Origin of the sequence: Pseudarthrobacter sp. PH31-O2, assembly GCF_030063265.1 — a bacterium.
Classification (GTDB): domain Bacteria; phylum Actinomycetota; class Actinomycetes; order Actinomycetales; family Micrococcaceae; genus Arthrobacter.
Genome location: NZ_JASIST010000001.1, coordinates 297,515 through 312,766, shown reverse-complemented (window position 1 = coordinate 312,766; position 15,252 = coordinate 297,515). Strand labels below are relative to the sequence as shown.

General features: G+C 61.4%; 14 protein-coding genes and 1 pseudogene. 6 read left to right on the top strand and 9 right to left on the bottom strand.

Annotated elements, in window-relative coordinates:
* The first annotated feature begins 319 nt into the window (after positions 1-319).
* On the top strand, positions 320-832 hold the full coding sequence (locus QMG72_RS01345) for a DUF3515 family protein (RefSeq protein WP_226776198.1): 513 nt from the start codon (positions 320-322) through the stop codon (positions 830-832).
* Between the two features lies 1 nt (position 833).
* Here QMG72_RS01345 and QMG72_RS01340 read toward each other — a convergent pair whose 3' ends face one another.
* The 7 genes from QMG72_RS01340 to leuC all read right to left on the bottom strand — a co-directional run bounded on the left by QMG72_RS01340 (position 834) and on the right by leuC (position 8,302).
* A complete protein-coding gene (locus QMG72_RS01340) occupies positions 834-1,973 on the bottom strand; it encodes a D-alanine--D-alanine ligase family protein (RefSeq protein WP_283479401.1) in 1,140 nt (379 codons plus the stop codon).
* A gap of 2 nt (positions 1,974-1,975) precedes the next feature.
* On the bottom strand, positions 1,976-3,028 hold the full coding sequence (locus QMG72_RS01335; RefSeq protein WP_283479399.1) for an NAD(P)H-dependent glycerol-3-phosphate dehydrogenase: 1,053 nt from the start codon (positions 3,026-3,028) through the stop codon (positions 1,976-1,978).
* Positions 3,025-3,834 (bottom strand): lysophospholipid acyltransferase family protein, encoded by an 810-nt coding sequence (locus QMG72_RS01330; RefSeq protein WP_283479398.1) that lies wholly within the window; start codon positions 3,832-3,834, stop codon positions 3,025-3,027. Before QMG72_RS01330 ends, QMG72_RS01335 begins: the two co-directional genes overlap by 4 nt.
* 10 nt (positions 3,835-3,844) lie before the next feature.
* The gene (gene murA, locus QMG72_RS01325; protein ID WP_253032501.1) at positions 3,845-5,170 is read right to left on the bottom strand and encodes a UDP-N-acetylglucosamine 1-carboxyvinyltransferase; all 1,326 of its coding nucleotides are present in this window, start codon (positions 5,168-5,170) and stop codon (positions 3,845-3,847) included.
* A 124-nt stretch (positions 5,171-5,294) separates the two neighbouring features.
* Positions 5,295-6,005 (bottom strand): DUF6270 domain-containing protein, encoded by a 711-nt coding sequence (locus QMG72_RS01320; RefSeq protein ID WP_283479396.1) that lies wholly within the window; start codon positions 6,003-6,005, stop codon positions 5,295-5,297.
* A gap of 197 nt (positions 6,006-6,202) precedes the next feature.
* Positions 6,203-6,805, bottom strand: a complete 603-nt coding sequence (leuD, locus tag QMG72_RS01315) for a 3-isopropylmalate dehydratase small subunit (RefSeq protein ID WP_283479395.1) — start codon at positions 6,803-6,805, stop codon at positions 6,203-6,205.
* Between the two features lie 42 nt (positions 6,806-6,847).
* A complete protein-coding gene (gene leuC / locus QMG72_RS01310; protein ID WP_283479394.1) occupies positions 6,848-8,302 on the bottom strand; it encodes a 3-isopropylmalate dehydratase large subunit in 1,455 nt (484 codons plus the stop codon).
* Between the two features lie 126 nt (positions 8,303-8,428).
* Here leuC and QMG72_RS01305 point away from each other — a divergent pair, with 126 nt between their 5' ends.
* The 4 genes from QMG72_RS01305 to QMG72_RS01290 all read left to right on the top strand — a co-directional run bounded on the left by QMG72_RS01305 (position 8,429) and on the right by QMG72_RS01290 (position 13,046).
* Positions 8,429-9,148, top strand: coding sequence for an IclR family transcriptional regulator (locus tag QMG72_RS01305; protein ID WP_226776205.1), 720 nt, complete (start codon positions 8,429-8,431; stop codon positions 9,146-9,148).
* A 17-nt stretch (positions 9,149-9,165) separates the two neighbouring features.
* Positions 9,166-9,699 (top strand): DUF1697 domain-containing protein, encoded by a 534-nt coding sequence (locus QMG72_RS01300; protein WP_283479393.1) that lies wholly within the window; start codon positions 9,166-9,168, stop codon positions 9,697-9,699.
* A 602-nt stretch (positions 9,700-10,301) separates the two neighbouring features.
* A complete protein-coding gene (locus QMG72_RS01295) occupies positions 10,302-11,906 on the top strand; it encodes a DUF6270 domain-containing protein (RefSeq protein ID WP_283479392.1) in 1,605 nt (534 codons plus the stop codon).
* A 201-nt stretch (positions 11,907-12,107) separates the two neighbouring features.
* Positions 12,108-13,046, top strand: coding sequence for a hypothetical protein (locus tag QMG72_RS01290; protein ID WP_283479391.1), 939 nt, complete (start codon positions 12,108-12,110; stop codon positions 13,044-13,046).
* A gap of 568 nt (positions 13,047-13,614) precedes the next feature.
* Here QMG72_RS01290 and QMG72_RS01285 read toward each other — a convergent pair.
* Both QMG72_RS01285 and QMG72_RS01280 read right to left on the bottom strand, forming a co-directional pair.
* Positions 13,615-13,890, bottom strand: coding sequence for a transposase (locus QMG72_RS01285; RefSeq protein ID WP_283479390.1), 276 nt, complete (start codon positions 13,888-13,890; stop codon positions 13,615-13,617).
* A 34-nt stretch (positions 13,891-13,924) separates the two neighbouring features.
* The gene (locus tag QMG72_RS01280) at positions 13,925-14,461 is read right to left on the bottom strand and encodes an IS110 family transposase (protein ID WP_502934637.1); all 537 of its coding nucleotides are present in this window, start codon (positions 14,459-14,461) and stop codon (positions 13,925-13,927) included.
* A gap of 273 nt (positions 14,462-14,734) precedes the next feature.
* Here QMG72_RS01280 and QMG72_RS01275 point away from each other — a divergent pair.
* Positions 14,735-15,231, top strand: a pseudogene (locus QMG72_RS01275) (integrase core domain-containing protein); the annotation flags it as partial.
* Positions 15,232-15,252 lie beyond the last annotated feature (21 nt).

The window sequence follows — 15,252 nt, the reverse complement described above, 5'->3', positions numbered from 1 at the left end:
GGGGTCTGGAAGAACGGCGTCGTCAGCGTAGGCAGCGACAGTAGTCCCGCTGATGCAAACTGCGAGCAAAACTGCGCTCAATCCACCGCGTACTGATCTAAATTTTCGGCTGCGCGACGTCATCGAAAGGCCCTCCCCCGGGTGCGGAATTTGATTTAAGCTGCCCGGCTCTGGCCAACCAAACGTCATTGTCGGCAGCGCCCCAGAGTTGCACAGTTGGATCAAGTCTACGTGACCGAGGGAAAAACGCTCGTCACTGACAATTGGAACTGCAGGTTTCCTGGCCGAGACGGCTCTTAGGCAGGGATAGGCTTAACCAATGCAGCACTTCCGTTTCCCGGCCCCGGCACGTCCGCTCCGAATTCTTGCCGCGGCGGCCATCGCCGGGGTCCTGCTGAGCGCATGCTCCCCGGTAGTGGACGTCGCGCCCGCCAAGGATGCTGCCAACGCCGCGTGCGCCCCCATGATGGTGGCGCTGCCGGATGCGATTGGTGACGCCAAGCTGCGCAAGACCAACAGCCAGGCCACCGCCGCCTGGGGTGACCCGTCCCTGCTGGTCCTGCGCTGCGGGGTTAACGTTCCCGGGCCGACGACGGACCGCTGCGTCAGCGTGAACGGCGTCGATTGGGTGATCAAGGAAGGCGACCCGGTATGGACCCTGACCACCTTCGGTCGGGAACCAGCCACCGAAATCCTGCTGGATCCGAACAAGATCAGTTCCGCCACCGTGCTCGCGGACCTCGCGTCCTCCGCATCGAAACTGCCAGCGACGCGGAACTGCGTGGGCCAGGCGGACCTGCAAAACGCAGAGAACCTGCCGCCAAGCCCGTAGGCTAGCGCAGGCCGGTGGTGCGGTGCAGCGCCAGGTAGATCAGTTCGTCGATCAGCTCCGCGTAGCCCAGGCCTGAGGCTTTCCACATCTGCGGGTACATGCTCTTCGGTGTGAATCCGGGCATGGTATTGATTTCGTTGATGATCAGCTCGCCCTCAGGCGTGTAGAAGAAATCGACCCGGCTCAGTCCCTCGGCTCCAACGGCGTCGAACGCAACGGCGGCAAGCTCGCGGACCCGGGCGATGGCTTCGTCCGGGAGATCTGCCGGGCAGCTGAGCTCGGCGGCGTCGTCGACGTATTTAGCATTGAAGTCATAAAACTCATGCCCGCCGCCGGCCACGGCAATCTCCCCCGGCATGGACGTCCGGGGAGCGTCGGTCCCCCGGCCTTCCAGCACTGCGCATTCGATTTCGCGGCCCACGATGCCCGCTTCGATGACGAGTTTCGGGTCGTGCTCGCGGGCGGCCTCGATTGCGGCATCCAGGCCGTCCAGGGAATCCACCTTGGAGATGCCCATGGATGAGCCGGCCCGTGCCGGCTTCACGAAGACCGGGAAGCCGAGCCGGTCCACACGCTTGCGGACCGTCTCCGGATCATTGCGCCACTGCCGGTCCGTGACCGCGATGTAGGGACCCACATGGAGCCCGGCGGATTCAAACACCACTTTCATAAAGTGCTTGTCCATCCCGACGGCGGACGCCAGCACTCCGGCACCGACGTACCGGGTGTCGGAAAGCTCCAGCAAACCCTGAATGGTACCGTCCTCGCCGAACGGGCCGTGCAGCAGGGGAAACACCACATCCACCGCACCGAGCTCCTGCGGGACAGTGTTCGGTGCGGCCACGATCAGTTGGTGTTCGCCGCCGATCTCGGCCAGTGCCACCGTCCGGGCCGACGGTGCGACTTCCGGCAGGGAGGACGCAGAAAGTGACCAGTCGCGGGTGTCCCCGGAGGCCAGCACCCACTGGCCGGACTTGGCGATCCCGATGGGGATGACCTCGTACTTGGCCTGGTCGATGGCGCCGAGCACGCCGGCAGCGGTCACGCAGCTGACCGCGTGTTCGCTGGACCGGCCGCCGAACAGCACCGCCACTCGGGGCCGGGCGCCCGGGCCCGCTGTGTTCACTTCTTCTTCAGTCACGCTCAGTAATCGCCTTCAGGTTTGAGATCACGGGACAGCAGCAGCGGCCCCAGTTCATCAACGGACAGTTTTCCGGCCAGGACGGCAACTACTGCCGCGGTGATTGGCATCTCGACGCCGAGTTTACCCGCCAGCTCGTGAACGGCCTGCGCCGACTTGATCCCCTCGGCGGTTTGCGTCATTTCAGCTGCCACCTCATCCAGGGTCAGGCCTCTGCCCAGCAGCCGTCCGGCCGTGTGGTTCCGTGACAACGGCGAGGAACAGGTAGCCACGAGGTCGCCAAGACCGGCCAGTCCGGCCATCGTCTGCGCCTCGCCGCCCAGCGCCAGGGACAGCCTGGAGGTCTCCGCGAGGCCGCGGGTGATCACCGACGCCTTGGTGTTGTCCCCCATTTGCTTGCCCTCGCAGATTCCGACGGCCAGGGCGATGATGTTCTTGACGATCCCGCCGATTTCGACGCCGACGACGTCGGCCGTGGTGTACGGGCGGAAATACGGCGCCGTGCAGCTGCGCGCGATCCAGCCGGCCGCCGCCGCGTCCGAGCAGGCCACCACCGAGGCGGTGGGCTCTTCCCGGGCGATCTCCATCGCCAGGTTGGGGCCGGAGACCACGGCGATCCGGTCCGCGGGAATGCCGAGTTCAGCAGAGATTACTTCGCTCATCCGGGCATCGGAGTGCAGCTCGAGTCCCTTCATCAGGGATACCACCAGGGCGCCCGGCGGTATCAGGGCCGCCCATTCGCGCAGCTGCGGCCGCAGCGTCTGTGCGGGTACGGCCAGGACCACCAGCTCCGCGCCGGCGAGGACCTCGGCTACGTCGGTAAACGCGGTGATGCTGGAGGGAAGCGCAATTTCCTTGAGGTACTGCTCATTGCGGTGCTTCAGGTTAATCTGTTCCACCACCGCGCTGCGGCGGCCCCACAGCCGGATTTCCCGCTCAACGCCGGAGGCCGCGGCGGCATCTGCGAGGATCTTGGCGAAGGTGGTTCCCCAGGATCCGGCTCCGAGGACAGCCACCCGGCTGGCGGAAGACAGGGCGCGGGTATCCGCCGTCATGCGGCGCCGTCCGCGTCGGTGGACGTTCCGGCGTCGGGTCGGCTGCCTGCCGCGCCACCTGTTTGGTCGCCGCCTGCAGCGAAGCGGCCGTGCGCGCTCTGGTTGTGCGCCGAAGGATCCCAGCGGACCAGCGGGGGCTGCCCGCCGCGGAGGGTGGCCAGGAGTTCCGTAACGGAGTCCATGATCACGTTGGTCGCCTCCGCGAGGGTGGCCTTGTCCAGCGGCCGCCCAGCAAAGGCGCTGAGGTCCACGGGATCGCCCACCACCAGGCGGGAGGTCTTCCGCGGAAAGACATGGAACCGCTTGGCGTAGCGGGGAAGGACCTCGTGGGCTCCCCAATGAGCCATGGGCACCACGGGTATCCCGCCTTCCAGCGCCATACGCGCCGCGCCGGTGTGTCCCTTCATCGGCCACAACTCAGGATCCCGGGTCAGGGTTCCTTCGGGATAGATCACAATGGCTCCGCCCTCGTTCACAACGTCCCGGGCAATCTGCAGCGAGCGGTTGGCACCAGCCGAGGACCGTTCCACCGGGATTTGTTTAGTGGCGCGCAGCACGAATCCCAGCACCGGCACCTTAAAAAGGCCCGCCTTGGCCAGGAAGTGCGGCATCCGCTTCTGGTTGTAGAGCATGTGCCCCACCACCAGCGGATCGATTTCAGTGCAGTGGTTGGGAGCCGCAATAAAGCCGCCGGCGGGGAGCTTCTCCAGCCCGATCCATTGCTTGCGCATCAACAGGTTCATGACGGGCCGGACAATTCCGGCAACAAGGACAAAGGTGGTGTGGCTCTTGGCGGTTTCCTTCACGTGGTCCCCGCTACCCGGCTGAAGTGATGTCGAAGTCCGCGCCCAGGCCGGCGAGCTTTTCGGTGAAGCGCTCGTAGCCGCGGTTAATAATGTCGATTCCGGTGACCCGCGAAGTGCCATTCGCAGCCAGCGCCGCGATCAGGTGGCTGAATCCGCCCCGCAGGTCCGGGACGTCAATGTCGGCACCGGTCAGCTGGGTGGGGCCGGAAATGACGGCAGAGTGCAGGAAGTTGCGCTGGCCAAACCGGCACGGCACACTGCCGAGGCATTCGCGGTGGACCTGGATGTTGGCGCCCATCCGGATCAGCGCGTCGGTGAAGCCGAAACGATTCTCGTACACGGTTTCATGCACGATTGACACGCCCTCGGCCTGGGTCAGCGCAACGATCAGAGGCTGCTGCCAGTCGGTCATAAACCCGGGGTGCACGTCCGTCTCCAGGACCAGCGGGTTGAGCTTGCCGCCTTTGTGATAGAACCGGATGCCGTCGTCGCCGATGTCCATCCCGCCGCCGACCTTGCGGTAGGTGTTCAGGAACGTCATCATGTCCCGCTGGGTGGCACCCTCGACGAAGATGTCCCCCTTCGTCACCAGCGCAGCTGAGGCCCAGGAGGCCGACTCGTTGCGGTCCGAGAGGGCACGGTGGTTGTAGCCGCCAAGGTCCGGGACGCCTTCGATCCGGATGGTGCGGTCGGTCTGGACGCTGATGATGGCGCCCATCTTCTGCAGCACGGCGATGAGGTCCACTACCTCCGGCTCGGTGGCAGCACCGGAAAGCTCGGTGATGCCCTCGGCCCTTGTGGCGCTCAGCAGGACCTGCTCGGTGGCTCCAACGGAGGGGTACGGCAGGGAAATCTTGGCGCCCTTGAGACCGTCCGGCGCTGAAATGTGGATGCCGCCGGGACGCTTTTCCACCACGGCACCGAACTGCCGGAGCACGTTCAGGTGGTAGTCGATGGGTCGGTCGCCGATCTTGCAGCCGCCCAGATCCGGGATAAAGGCCTCGCCGATCGCGTGGATCAGGGGCCCGCAGAGCAGGATCGGGATGCGGGAATCGCCGGCATGGGCGTCGATGGCGGTGCTCGAGGCGGTTTTGGCGCCCTTCGGGTCGAGGGTCAGGTCCCCGGTGATGGGGTCCTTCTCAACCGTCACGCCGTGGAGTTGGAGCAGGCTGGTGACAACCTCAACATCCTTGATTTCGGGGACGTTGCGCAGCACGGAGGGCTCATTGCCCAGCAGGGCAGCCACCATTGCTTTGGGGACAAGATTCTTGGCCCCGCGCACGGTGACGCGGCCAGTCAGCGGGACGCCTCCGCGGATTGTCAGAACACTACTCATATACGGCTTTCCTCACGACTACTCGCCCCCAAAACCTTCCAAAGGCACCTGCTAAGCATAGGAGGTTGCGTTACCGATCTGAAATACGGGGTGTGCCGCACGATCCTCAGACGCCGGCGCTTACCTACGACGTTCGTGCCGCTACGGCCTCTATTTGGGACGCGATCCACGAGTTTGCGACTGCACCGGACGACGGTGTCTCCCACTGCGGGTTATGCTCGGTGGCCACCACATGAGGCCCTTCCGGCATTGCCGCCACGGTGAAGCCGCGGCTACGGATGTGCGCACAGCATTCGGTGAAATAGGCGCTCAGTTCAGCCGCTTTGCCATCACGGCTTCCGCCCACCTCTCGTTCGTCTTTAGCCCAAGGCATGTCAAGGACGATCGTCCGTTCACGCAGTCCCAACTCTGCGAGGGCGCTGAAGAGTCTATTGGCCGAAGCTTCCCAGAGGTCCCAGTGCCTCTCAGTGACCGGTGCGATAGTGGTCTTTTTGCCGGCGACAGTGTCCAGGAGGCCTGCAGCAGACAGTTCGGGCGTATCGGTCACGTAGCTTCCATCCGGAAGGTGGACGACGCCGTGCCGTTCGTCCAGCAGGTCGATGACAAGTACGTCTAGTTCGCCCGCGTGCCGACGAACGTGCTTTAGGAGCATAGATTTGACGTCTTCCTCCAGTGCCGGTTCCACCCTTCGGCCTTCACCGAGGACCCCGGGCCGGGATAGCGCACTGATCATTGACTGACCGGCAACATGGCGGAGGAGGCTGAAGCTTGAATCCATCACTCCGAACGCGGTCCTGGACACAGCGCTTCCATAGATCATCACGTTTGTGGGCATTAGAGAACCTTAACAGAGAGACTCACAATTCCACTTCCACGTTCACTCCGCTCATCCGGTCAGCCGTTGCTGCGGAGCCACCGACCCTCTCAACGGCGAGGAACACTGCTAGCAGCTCCCGGCGTTGGTGCCCGGTGTGCCGCACCTTCCCAGCCGTACCGTTCACCGGAATCGAATCCGGCGTCGGGCTCGGCGTGTCAGGACATCTTGGCCGGCAGGGTCTTGGGCATAAACGCGGGACGGGTGGCCTCGAAAACGGTGATGTCTTCCTCGTGCTTGAGCGTCAGCCCGATGTCGTCCAGGCCCTCAAGCAGGCGCCACCGGGTGTAGTCGTCGATCTCAAACGGGGCCACAATATTGCCGCAGATCACGGTCTTCGAGACAAGGTCCACGGTGACTTCGGTGCCGGGCGCGTTCTCCAGTTCCTTCCAGATCAGTTCAATGTCGTCCTGGGCGAGTTCGGCGGCGAGCAGGCCCTGCTTGCCGGAGTTGCCGCGGAAGATGTCGGCGAAGCGTGAGGAAAGTACGGTCTTGAAGCCGTAGTCCTTAAGTGCCCAGACGGCGTGCTCCCGGGAGGACCCGGTACCGAAGTCAGGCCCGGCCACCAGCACCGAACCGGCATTAAAAGGTTCCTGGTTGAGGATGAACGCCGGGTCCTTGCGCCAGCCGGCAAAGAGGGCATCTTCGAAACCGGTGCGTGTGATGCGTTTGAGGTAGACGGCGGGGATGATCTGGTCAGTGTCGACGTTGCTTTGGCGCAGCGGGACGCCGATTCCGGTGTGGGTGGTGAACTTTTCCATGGCGGATCCTTCTAGGCTGTGTGGATCAGTGACTGTCGGAAGCTACGCGGCATCGGCGCTCAGGGCGGCGGACTCGGGCGCAGGTTCCAGGTCCGACGGCGAGCTTAGGGTGCCGCGCACGGCGGTCGCGGCTGCCACCACCGGGGAGACCAGGTGGGTGCGTCCGCCCTTGCCCTGCCGGCCCTCGAAGTTGCGGTTCGAGGTGGAGGCGCAGCGCTCCCCCGGTTCCAGCTGGTCCGGGTTCATGCCCAGGCACATCGAACAGCCGGCGAAGCGCCATTCGGCGCCGAAGTTCTTAAAGACCTTGTCCAGGCCCTCGGCCTCGGCCTCGAGGCGGACGCGGGCGGAGCCGGGCACCACAAGCATCCGGATGTTGGGGTCCTTGGTGCGGCCGCGGATGATGTCCGCGGCCGCACGGAGGTCTTCCATCCGGGAGTTGGTGCAGGATCCCAAAAACACCGTGTCGACGCGGATGTCCTTCATCGGGGTGCCGGCTTCCAGGCCCATGTATTGCAGCGCACGTTCCGCCGCAGCCTTGGCATTCTCGTCGCCGAAGTCCTCGGGCGAGGGCACCTTCGCGGACAGGGACACGCCCTGGCCCGGGTTGGTCCCCCAAGTCACAAACGGTTCCAGGGTGTCGGCGTCGAGGTCCACCTCAACGTCGAAGCTCGCGTCATCCTCCGTGCGCAGGGTGTCCCAGTAGTCGACGGCGGCATCCCACTCGGCGCCCTGGGGTGCGTGCGGACGGCCGAACATGTAGTCGTAAGTCGTCTGGTCCGGGGCGACGAGTCCGGCGCGGGCGCCGGCTTCGATGGACATGTTGCAGATGGTCATCCGGGCTTCCATGGACAGTGCCCGGATTGCGGAGCCGCGGTATTCGAGCACGTAGCCCTGGCCGCCGCCGGTGCCGATCTTGGCGATGACGGCCAGGATGATGTCCTTGGCGGACACTCCGGGGCGCAGGGTGCCCTCGACGTTGATGGCCATGGTCTTGAACGGCTTCAGGGACAGCGTCTGGGTCGCCATCACATGTTCCACCTCGGAGGTGCCGATGCCCATCGCCAGGGCGCCGAAGGCCCCGTGGGTGGAGGTGTGCGAGTCGCCGCAGACCACTGTCATGCCGGGCTGGGTGAGGCCCAGCTGCGGGCCCACCACATGCACGATGCCTTGTTCGGCGTCCCCCAGGGAGTGCAGCCGGACACCAAATTCCTTGCAGTTGTTGCGCAGGGTCTGGATCTGCGTGCGGCTGGTGAGATCGGCAATTGGCTTGTCGATGTCCAGCGTCGGCGTGTTGTGGTCCTCAGTGGCGATGGTGAGATCGGGCCGGCGAAGCGGACGCCCGGCCAGCCGGAGCCCTTCGAAGGCCTGCGGGGAGGTCACTTCGTGCACCAGGTGGAGGTCAATGAAGAGAAGGTCTGGCTGGGCGTTGACTCCTTCGCCGTCGCCTTTGCGCACCACGTGCGCGCCCCAGACTTTCTCGGCCAGTGTCTTTGCCACGGCCTACTCCCTTCACTGCGGTATTTTCGTACGTGACTGCTTGTTCCCACCACTGAATCAGCCCGCCCGCGTCCTGCGCCAGCGCGTTGACTTGCATCTCAGATAATGAGACGGCAATATCATTACATGGACAATTCTAGTGGAGTCGGTGTCATCGATAAAGCCGCCCATGTGCTTGACGCACTTGAGGCAGGCCCAACCACCCTGGCGCAGCTTGTGGCCGCCACGGGACTGGCTCGGCCCACCGTGCACCGGCTGGCGCTGGCGCTGGTCCATCACCGGCTGGTAAGCCGCGACATCCAGGGCCGCTTTGTGCTCGGCAGCCGCCTTGTGGAGCTGGCCTCCGCGGCCGGTGAGGACCGCCTGATCGCCTCCGCCGGGCCCGTCCTGATGCAGTTGCGAGACGCCACCGGGGAGAGCGCCCAGATTTTCCGCAGGCAGGGTGAGTGGCGCGTCTGCGTGGCCTCCGCCGAACGGCCCATCGGCCTGCGCGACACCATTCCCGTCGGCACCCAGCTGTCCATGAAGGCCGGTTCCGCCGCCCAGGTACTCCTCGCCTGGGAGGACCATGACCGGCTCCTTGAAGGTCTGCAGGCCGCCCGTTTCACCCCCACCGTCCTGGCCGGGGTGCGGCGCCGTGGCTGGGGCCAGAGCCTCGGCGAACGCGAGCCGGGCGTGGCCTCCGTTTCGGCCCCCGTCCGCGGACCGTCCGGCCGGGTGATCGCGGCAGTGTCTATCTCCGGCCCGATTGAACGCCTCACCCGCCAGCCGGGCCGGCTGCACGCCGAGGTGGTCTGCAACGCTGCCCGGGTGCTGACCGAGGCGCTGCGCAAAACCAGCGACTAGCGGCATAGGCTGTGCGCATGAGCAGTTATGCGGTGTTCCTGCGCGGGGTCAACGTCGGCGGTATCACCATCAAAATGGCCGAGCTGAAGCAGGCCCTCGCTTCCCGTCCGTTTTCGGACGTGAAGACGCTCCTGGCCAGCGGAAATGTTGTGCTCTCAAGCGAACTGCCCGCCGCCGGCGTTAAAACGGAATTCGAGGCCTGCCTCCGGGAGGCGTTTGGTTATGACGCCTGGGTGGTGGTTTTGCCAGCGGACCGCGTAGGCGAGCTGGTGGCGGCGTGCCCCTACCCCGCGGACGACGCAACCACCCATACCTATCTCACGCTGGGCTCGGACCTCGGGGTGCTTGCCGAGCTGCATGAGGCCGGCCTGGCCCTGGACGGCGCACAGCTAACCGCGCTGGGACCGGAAGCCTTGGCGTGGTTGGCACCCGCCGGCGGCACCCTGGACAGTCCGTTCAGCAAGCTGTCCGCGAAGCCGAAGTACAAGGCCTCCACCACCACGCGCAACCTGCGCACCATGATCAAGGTCCGCGACGCCGCTGTATCCTAGAGGACCGTGGCGGTGCCTTATGCCGCCGGAGTCCCTTGATCCCAAGAGTCGACAGCAGATGGTTTAAAGCAACGAAGGGAATCGGCTTGGAACCCACCGATTACGCCGCATGGAAGCAGCCGCTTTATAGATGGGACTCTTTACACTCTTTTGTGGGACAACCCCAATGGGAAGACGGCATTCACATTGTGACCTTGCCGAACGGCAACCACCTCGACGTGCTCCTACAGTCTGATCCGTTGAGCAAGACGCGCAAGGATTCCGTGGCCGTATTCTTTTCCGGAGCGTTGTCCAATCGGACCGGAAAGCCGGGACCCTATTTCTCTGGCGTTCGTGTGGCTCAAGCGCTCGGAATTCCTCTCGTCGCTTTCTCGGACCCGTCCCTCAATTTCGACTCACACACACCGCTCGGCTGGTATGCGGGATCTCAAGGCGACCACGCCCAGGATGCGATCAGCGAAGTGTTGAAAAGTGCCACTGCGAGATCCGGAAGAAATCTGTTGCTCGTGGGAGGGTCGGGGGGTGGGTTTGCCAGCCTATATTATGCTCACCGAGTAGGGAGCCGAGCGTCAGCATTCGCTTGGAATCCACAGACTTCGATAGTGGAATATGAGCTAGGTGCCGTCAGGCAGTATTTTGATGTTGCCGTACCGAATAACAACTTTTCATACAACCATACTCAGGACAAGAACGCTGTCATGGCGGCAATGGGGGCCGCCGGGATTGAGTCTGTTCTTCCGACGCTTAATGCCGGTCGAGTGCTCTACTTGCAGAACTCAACAGATTGGCATGTTTCAAAGCACCTGAAACCCTTCTTATCAACGAATAGTTATGTTCATCGCGGTAATGGATTCTATTCAAATGATCGCGGTCACTCCGTTGTAGTGTCCAACTTTGGATCTGGACACGCCGTTCCACCATTGCAGGTTATCCATTACGCGATCCGGGAAATGTTGACGCAAACGCGCAGCACTAGGGTTATATATAACGCACTGATCGAAAGCGGTGCCCTGCTCAAAGAATTCTATGAGCTTCCTCGAGACATGCAAAAAGACTGGCAGCAAGCAGGACATTCCGTCTCCCTCGAAATAATGAGGCAGAAGAATGATCTCACCGTTACGGTGAACTGGGGCCAAATACGGCCCGGAACCGGGGGGATCAAGGTTTCCTATAGCGTCTTTGGGGCTGATAAAAGAATCCAACATTCGAGTCTTGGATCCAAATCATATGATCTTAAACTGGATACTCCCCAGGATGCCGTCCGAGTCGAGGCCACATTCGTCGATGGATTCGATAACAGGCTTGGAATGGTCAGCATTTCAGTTGAAGATTTTATGAAAGCGGCAGTAGTACAGTCCGATGCTTCCTCCTCCAATGAGTATCGTTCGCAAATGACGATCACAGCCGGCACTGACGAAAGCGAATCGGCCAGGCGTGAACAACAGGCTACGGAAAGGCCTCCCCTCCGAATTTTTGTGTACGGTAGCTGCGTGTCGCGGGACGCCTTCGAAGAGTCCGACACGCTGAAATTAGTAGACTATCGGGCTCGCAGCAGCGTTGGAAGCGCTTTTGGCCGCAGAACCGGACTCTTCGAAAGAATCACGCTCGCCAATAATCCCAGTGCCTTCCAGCGACGGATGGTCAGTAGCGATCTGAACAAAGAGCTGGCTCAAACCATTAGAGAATCAAGTTTTGACTATTTGTTGGTTGATTTCATCGATGAGCGACTTCAATTGATTCGAACAGGCGACAGATACGACACCTATTCTCCGGAGCTGACTCGAGCTGGCTTGGAAGTGTCCGCTGAAAACTTGGTGGAACCTGGTTCGACTGAGTACATGGAAGCTTTTAAACGCGGCTGGGACAAACTTCTTGAAATTGTACCTGTCGAAAAGATACGGCTAAACCGTGTTTTCTGGGCCAGCGTAGATGAAGACGGCAAGGAACTCGAGGGCATGCCGAAAATACTCGAGGGGAATAGATTACTTCAGCGCTTGTATAGTTACGCATTATCGTTTCCTGGTATTCAGTCGATCGATTATCCTGATGAACTTATTCGAAGCGACTCCAATCACAAATGGGGTCGCTCGCCATTCCACTTTTCGAAGGCCTTTTATCGAAAAACAATTGACGCACTTGGAGCGATGTCAGGCGAAAGTCCTGGACTCGACAGTTCCATGGGTTGCGACTTATCCAACACTTTTTAGATTGAAACAAGCTTTTGCGACTGTGAATGCGACCAAGTAGTCCTTGAAAAATTCGTGGGCCGCTTCTTGTATACTCTGGAATCCGTCGCAAGACAACGAGTTCCTATTTACGTTGATCTGCGAGAGATAGTTTATATCTCCTCGGATAAAGTTACGGAGCGTCTCCGGTTTGAAGCTCTCCTGACTACTTATCCCCAACATGTGGCTGCGATTATCCACCTCGTCCCGTATGAGCACCCACGGCAAGGTTACGGCTATTCCTCAGGTAGTCATGCTGATCTGTATAAAAATCCGAATAGACATGCTCCACATACGATTCACCTCTTCGACAAGGCACTCCTCCAGATTGCGCCTATCGATAGCCACCGTCTGATCGGAATCGGCTTGGACGATGACGATATCTGGCAGCCATGGCAGGTAGTCAAGATGGCGCGTGCGGCATCGGCGGCCTACGAACAGTTTCCAAGTGAAAAGCTCTTCGTACTTGGGCTACAGAACTCCTACCTTTGCTACGTCGGTGAACAAATTGAAGTCGACGACGTGAGGTTGAAACGCATACTGACCGGCAACAAGTTCATTGTGGGTTCGACGGCAGAGCTAGAAACACTTAGATTCTGCAGCCCCTGGTCTATTCCTGAAGTATTCAATGAAAATTCTCAGGACCGCATGCGGAGAGTCGGTTTAAGGATGCTTGAAACCTCTGAGAACCGCCCCGGCTGGGTTTACATGCGCTGGGGAGACAATTACACTCAAGCCCGAAAGGATAGTTATTATGAAGAATTTTTCGGGACTCAGAAGCTCACAGATATCCATGAGGTTCTTGTCCTCAATCAGTCGACCAAGGATTCAGACGTCAAGCTGAGTTTCCGTATTCGGCCACGTGAGTTTGAGGTTAGGGCGTCGCGAGACGCCCATGGTGCGAAAAATGTTCTCACCAATTTTTCTTCAATGGCGAAGCACGAATCTTTGTCTTACTCTGTGACATTGACGAACGGAATAGAGGCTTATGCCACGATCACAGGATGTGAAGCCGATGCAGTCTCAATCGATGGTGTGCATGAGACCGGAATATTCGCAAAAGCTGTGCTATTTCGGGATGCCAAGGCAATCTCCACTACCCGTTCGCGTGGGCTGATTTAGGGGTTGGTGGCCCAAATGCGTGTACGGCTTGGGAATTTCATCGGTTTTTAGCTGCCCATCCTTGCTGCATTCCGATGCCGTCGTCGGAGCTGAGGGCTGTATCACAGACGACAGTGCGAGATGGATTCACCTTCTGTTGTTGCCGGCTCCTCAAGTTTCGTGGGGAATTGATTCGGTGTCGTAGATAAGGATGGGCCCCGTGACTCTGCTGGGATGAGTGCGCCTAGGCATTCAACCAGGAACAGGGCCACGGGCCTCGACTGAGGCTACCCGGGCAGCGGCTGACGCTGCCCCAGCATATTCAACCTGCCCGACAACCGCGTCGTCTCCGCGACCGTGCTGGACGAGGGCCGGCACCGAACCATTGTCGAAACAGATCAGCCGCCGGGCTATCTTGAGTGCGGTGTCGTCGCGTCGCGGCGGAAGGAGCGGCACTTCCAACGGATCCGCGACATCCCGCCCTTCACGGTTCGTGGGGAAATGCGCTCCTAACGGTCCATGGGAAACCGGATTCCCGGACTGCCCCTGGTAGGACCCAGCTAGAAGTCCCGTCGTGCCCTCGCCTGTCCTAGGTTCGACGTACGCCCGCGTTTTTGGAGTCGCGGAGCATCCGCACCCTAGCGATGACGTCGAAGAATCTGTTCAGCTGACGGTCTCCGTATCGGTTGAGCCTGTGCGTGGTCGCATTGCCCGACGAAGCGGGTATCGGGTTCACTCCTGCAAGGGCGGTGAAGGCTGCCTCGGACCGCACCCGTCCGTGGTGGGAGTAGACGGCGAGGATGATGGCAGCGGTGACCGGGCCCACACCATGAATGTCCTGCAAGCCTTTCGCAAGATTGTTCACGTGGGTGGAAAGGGTTCGCTGATTGTCGGCGAGTTCACAGGTCCGCCGCAGGATTCCAGCGGACAGCCGTTTCGCTTCGGCGTGGATTACTGCCCAGGGCCCTATCGTCTCGGGTGCGGGTCCGCCAGCTGGCGATGCGGGAGACCTGTGAGTCCGTCAACGGATGACGAACGTCGATGCCCAGAACGGTGGTCCGAACGAGGGCGGTGAGGGCATTGCGGTCAGCGGTACCTTGAACATCAAGGCTCCGCCGTGCTGCCAGCAGCACGCGCAGCGCGGCCCGTAGCCCCTCGGCGCAGGGCTGCGCGAGAGCCTCGTGATCGACGGAAAAGACGCTGCGCGCAGCAGCCACGGCATCGATCGGGTCGGATCTACCGGTGCCGACCCTGGCTTTGCGACGGGGTGGTTTGACCTCGCGCACTGTCCAGCCTGCGGAGCCAATGATGGTGGTCATCCTGGCACCGTAGGACGCTGTTCCCTCTGCGGCGACGAGAACTTCACCTGCTGTTCTTTGGATCATCCAGGCGAGGGCGCGGTCGATTGGGGCGGCACTTGTTGGGAAATTGGCCATTTCAATAGACGCCCCCTCTATTAGCGGCCACAACGGCATATGTGTGGGTTGGGGCCCAGGTACCAACCCCCACGGTATAGTCCTATTTTTCTGCGATGACGGTCATCGCGGTACTCCTCTCGGACCGATCTCTAGGACGGGGCATCGGCTCAAAAGGGTCACTCCGAAACAGCTCACTGATGAGTCACAGGCCTCGGGGCGGGTCCTGGACACCTTTCTTTCAAGCCATCGCAGTGGGACAGCGCCGTTCGGGCCCCGCTGGCCGGACAGGACCCGATACACGTGGTCGGCTTCGACTTACAATCCGACGTGACCTCCTGCGGCCGACACATCCGGTTATTCAACGCCACCCACGAATACACCCGCACCGACCTCGCCATCATCCCGCGCCGGTCCTTCCAAGCCGCCGTCGTGGTCGCAGTGAGAACATCATCGCCGCGATAGGCACGGCCACGGCCCACGTCAGGTATGACAATGGCCGCAATTCACCTGGGCGGCACTGGTCGACTGGTCCAACACCGCCGGTGTGGACACGGCCCTCATCGCCCCGGTATCACCGTGGCAGAACGGCTTCATCGAATCCTTCAACGCACAGTACCGAAGGGAACAACTCTCCGGAGAAGTCATGGACACCATGGCCGAAGCGAAGTATTTGGCCGGAATGGAAAGCTATCTACAATCATGAACGGCCCCACGGATCGCTGAACGGCATGGCGCCAAACCGCTACTGGGAAACCTGGACGCGAGAAAACGAGTTACCTATCGCATAGACGCGGCACTGCCATCGGGGG

Coding starts and splice junctions, on each gene's coding strand:
- QMG72_RS01345 (WP_226776198.1), top strand. CDS start 320: ATGCAGCACTTCCGTTTCCCGGCCCCGGCACGTCCGCTCCGAATTCTT.
- QMG72_RS01335 (WP_283479399.1), bottom strand. CDS start 3,028: ATGACGGCGGATACCCGCGCCCTGTCTTCCGCCAGCCGGGTGGCTGTC.
- murA (WP_253032501.1), bottom strand. CDS start 5,170: ATGAGTAGTGTTCTGACAATCCGCGGAGGCGTCCCGCTGACTGGCCGC.
- QMG72_RS01320 (WP_283479396.1), bottom strand. CDS start 6,005: ATGCCCACAAACGTGATGATCTATGGAAGCGCTGTGTCCAGGACCGCG.
- leuD (WP_283479395.1), bottom strand. CDS start 6,805: ATGGAAAAGTTCACCACCCACACCGGAATCGGCGTCCCGCTGCGCCAA.
- QMG72_RS01305 (WP_226776205.1), top strand. CDS start 8,429: ATGGACAATTCTAGTGGAGTCGGTGTCATCGATAAAGCCGCCCATGTG.
- QMG72_RS01300 (WP_283479393.1), top strand. CDS start 9,166: ATGAGCAGTTATGCGGTGTTCCTGCGCGGGGTCAACGTCGGCGGTATC.
- QMG72_RS01280 (WP_502934637.1), bottom strand. CDS start 14,461: ATGGCCAATTTCCCAACAAGTGCCGCCCCAATCGACCGCGCCCTCGCC.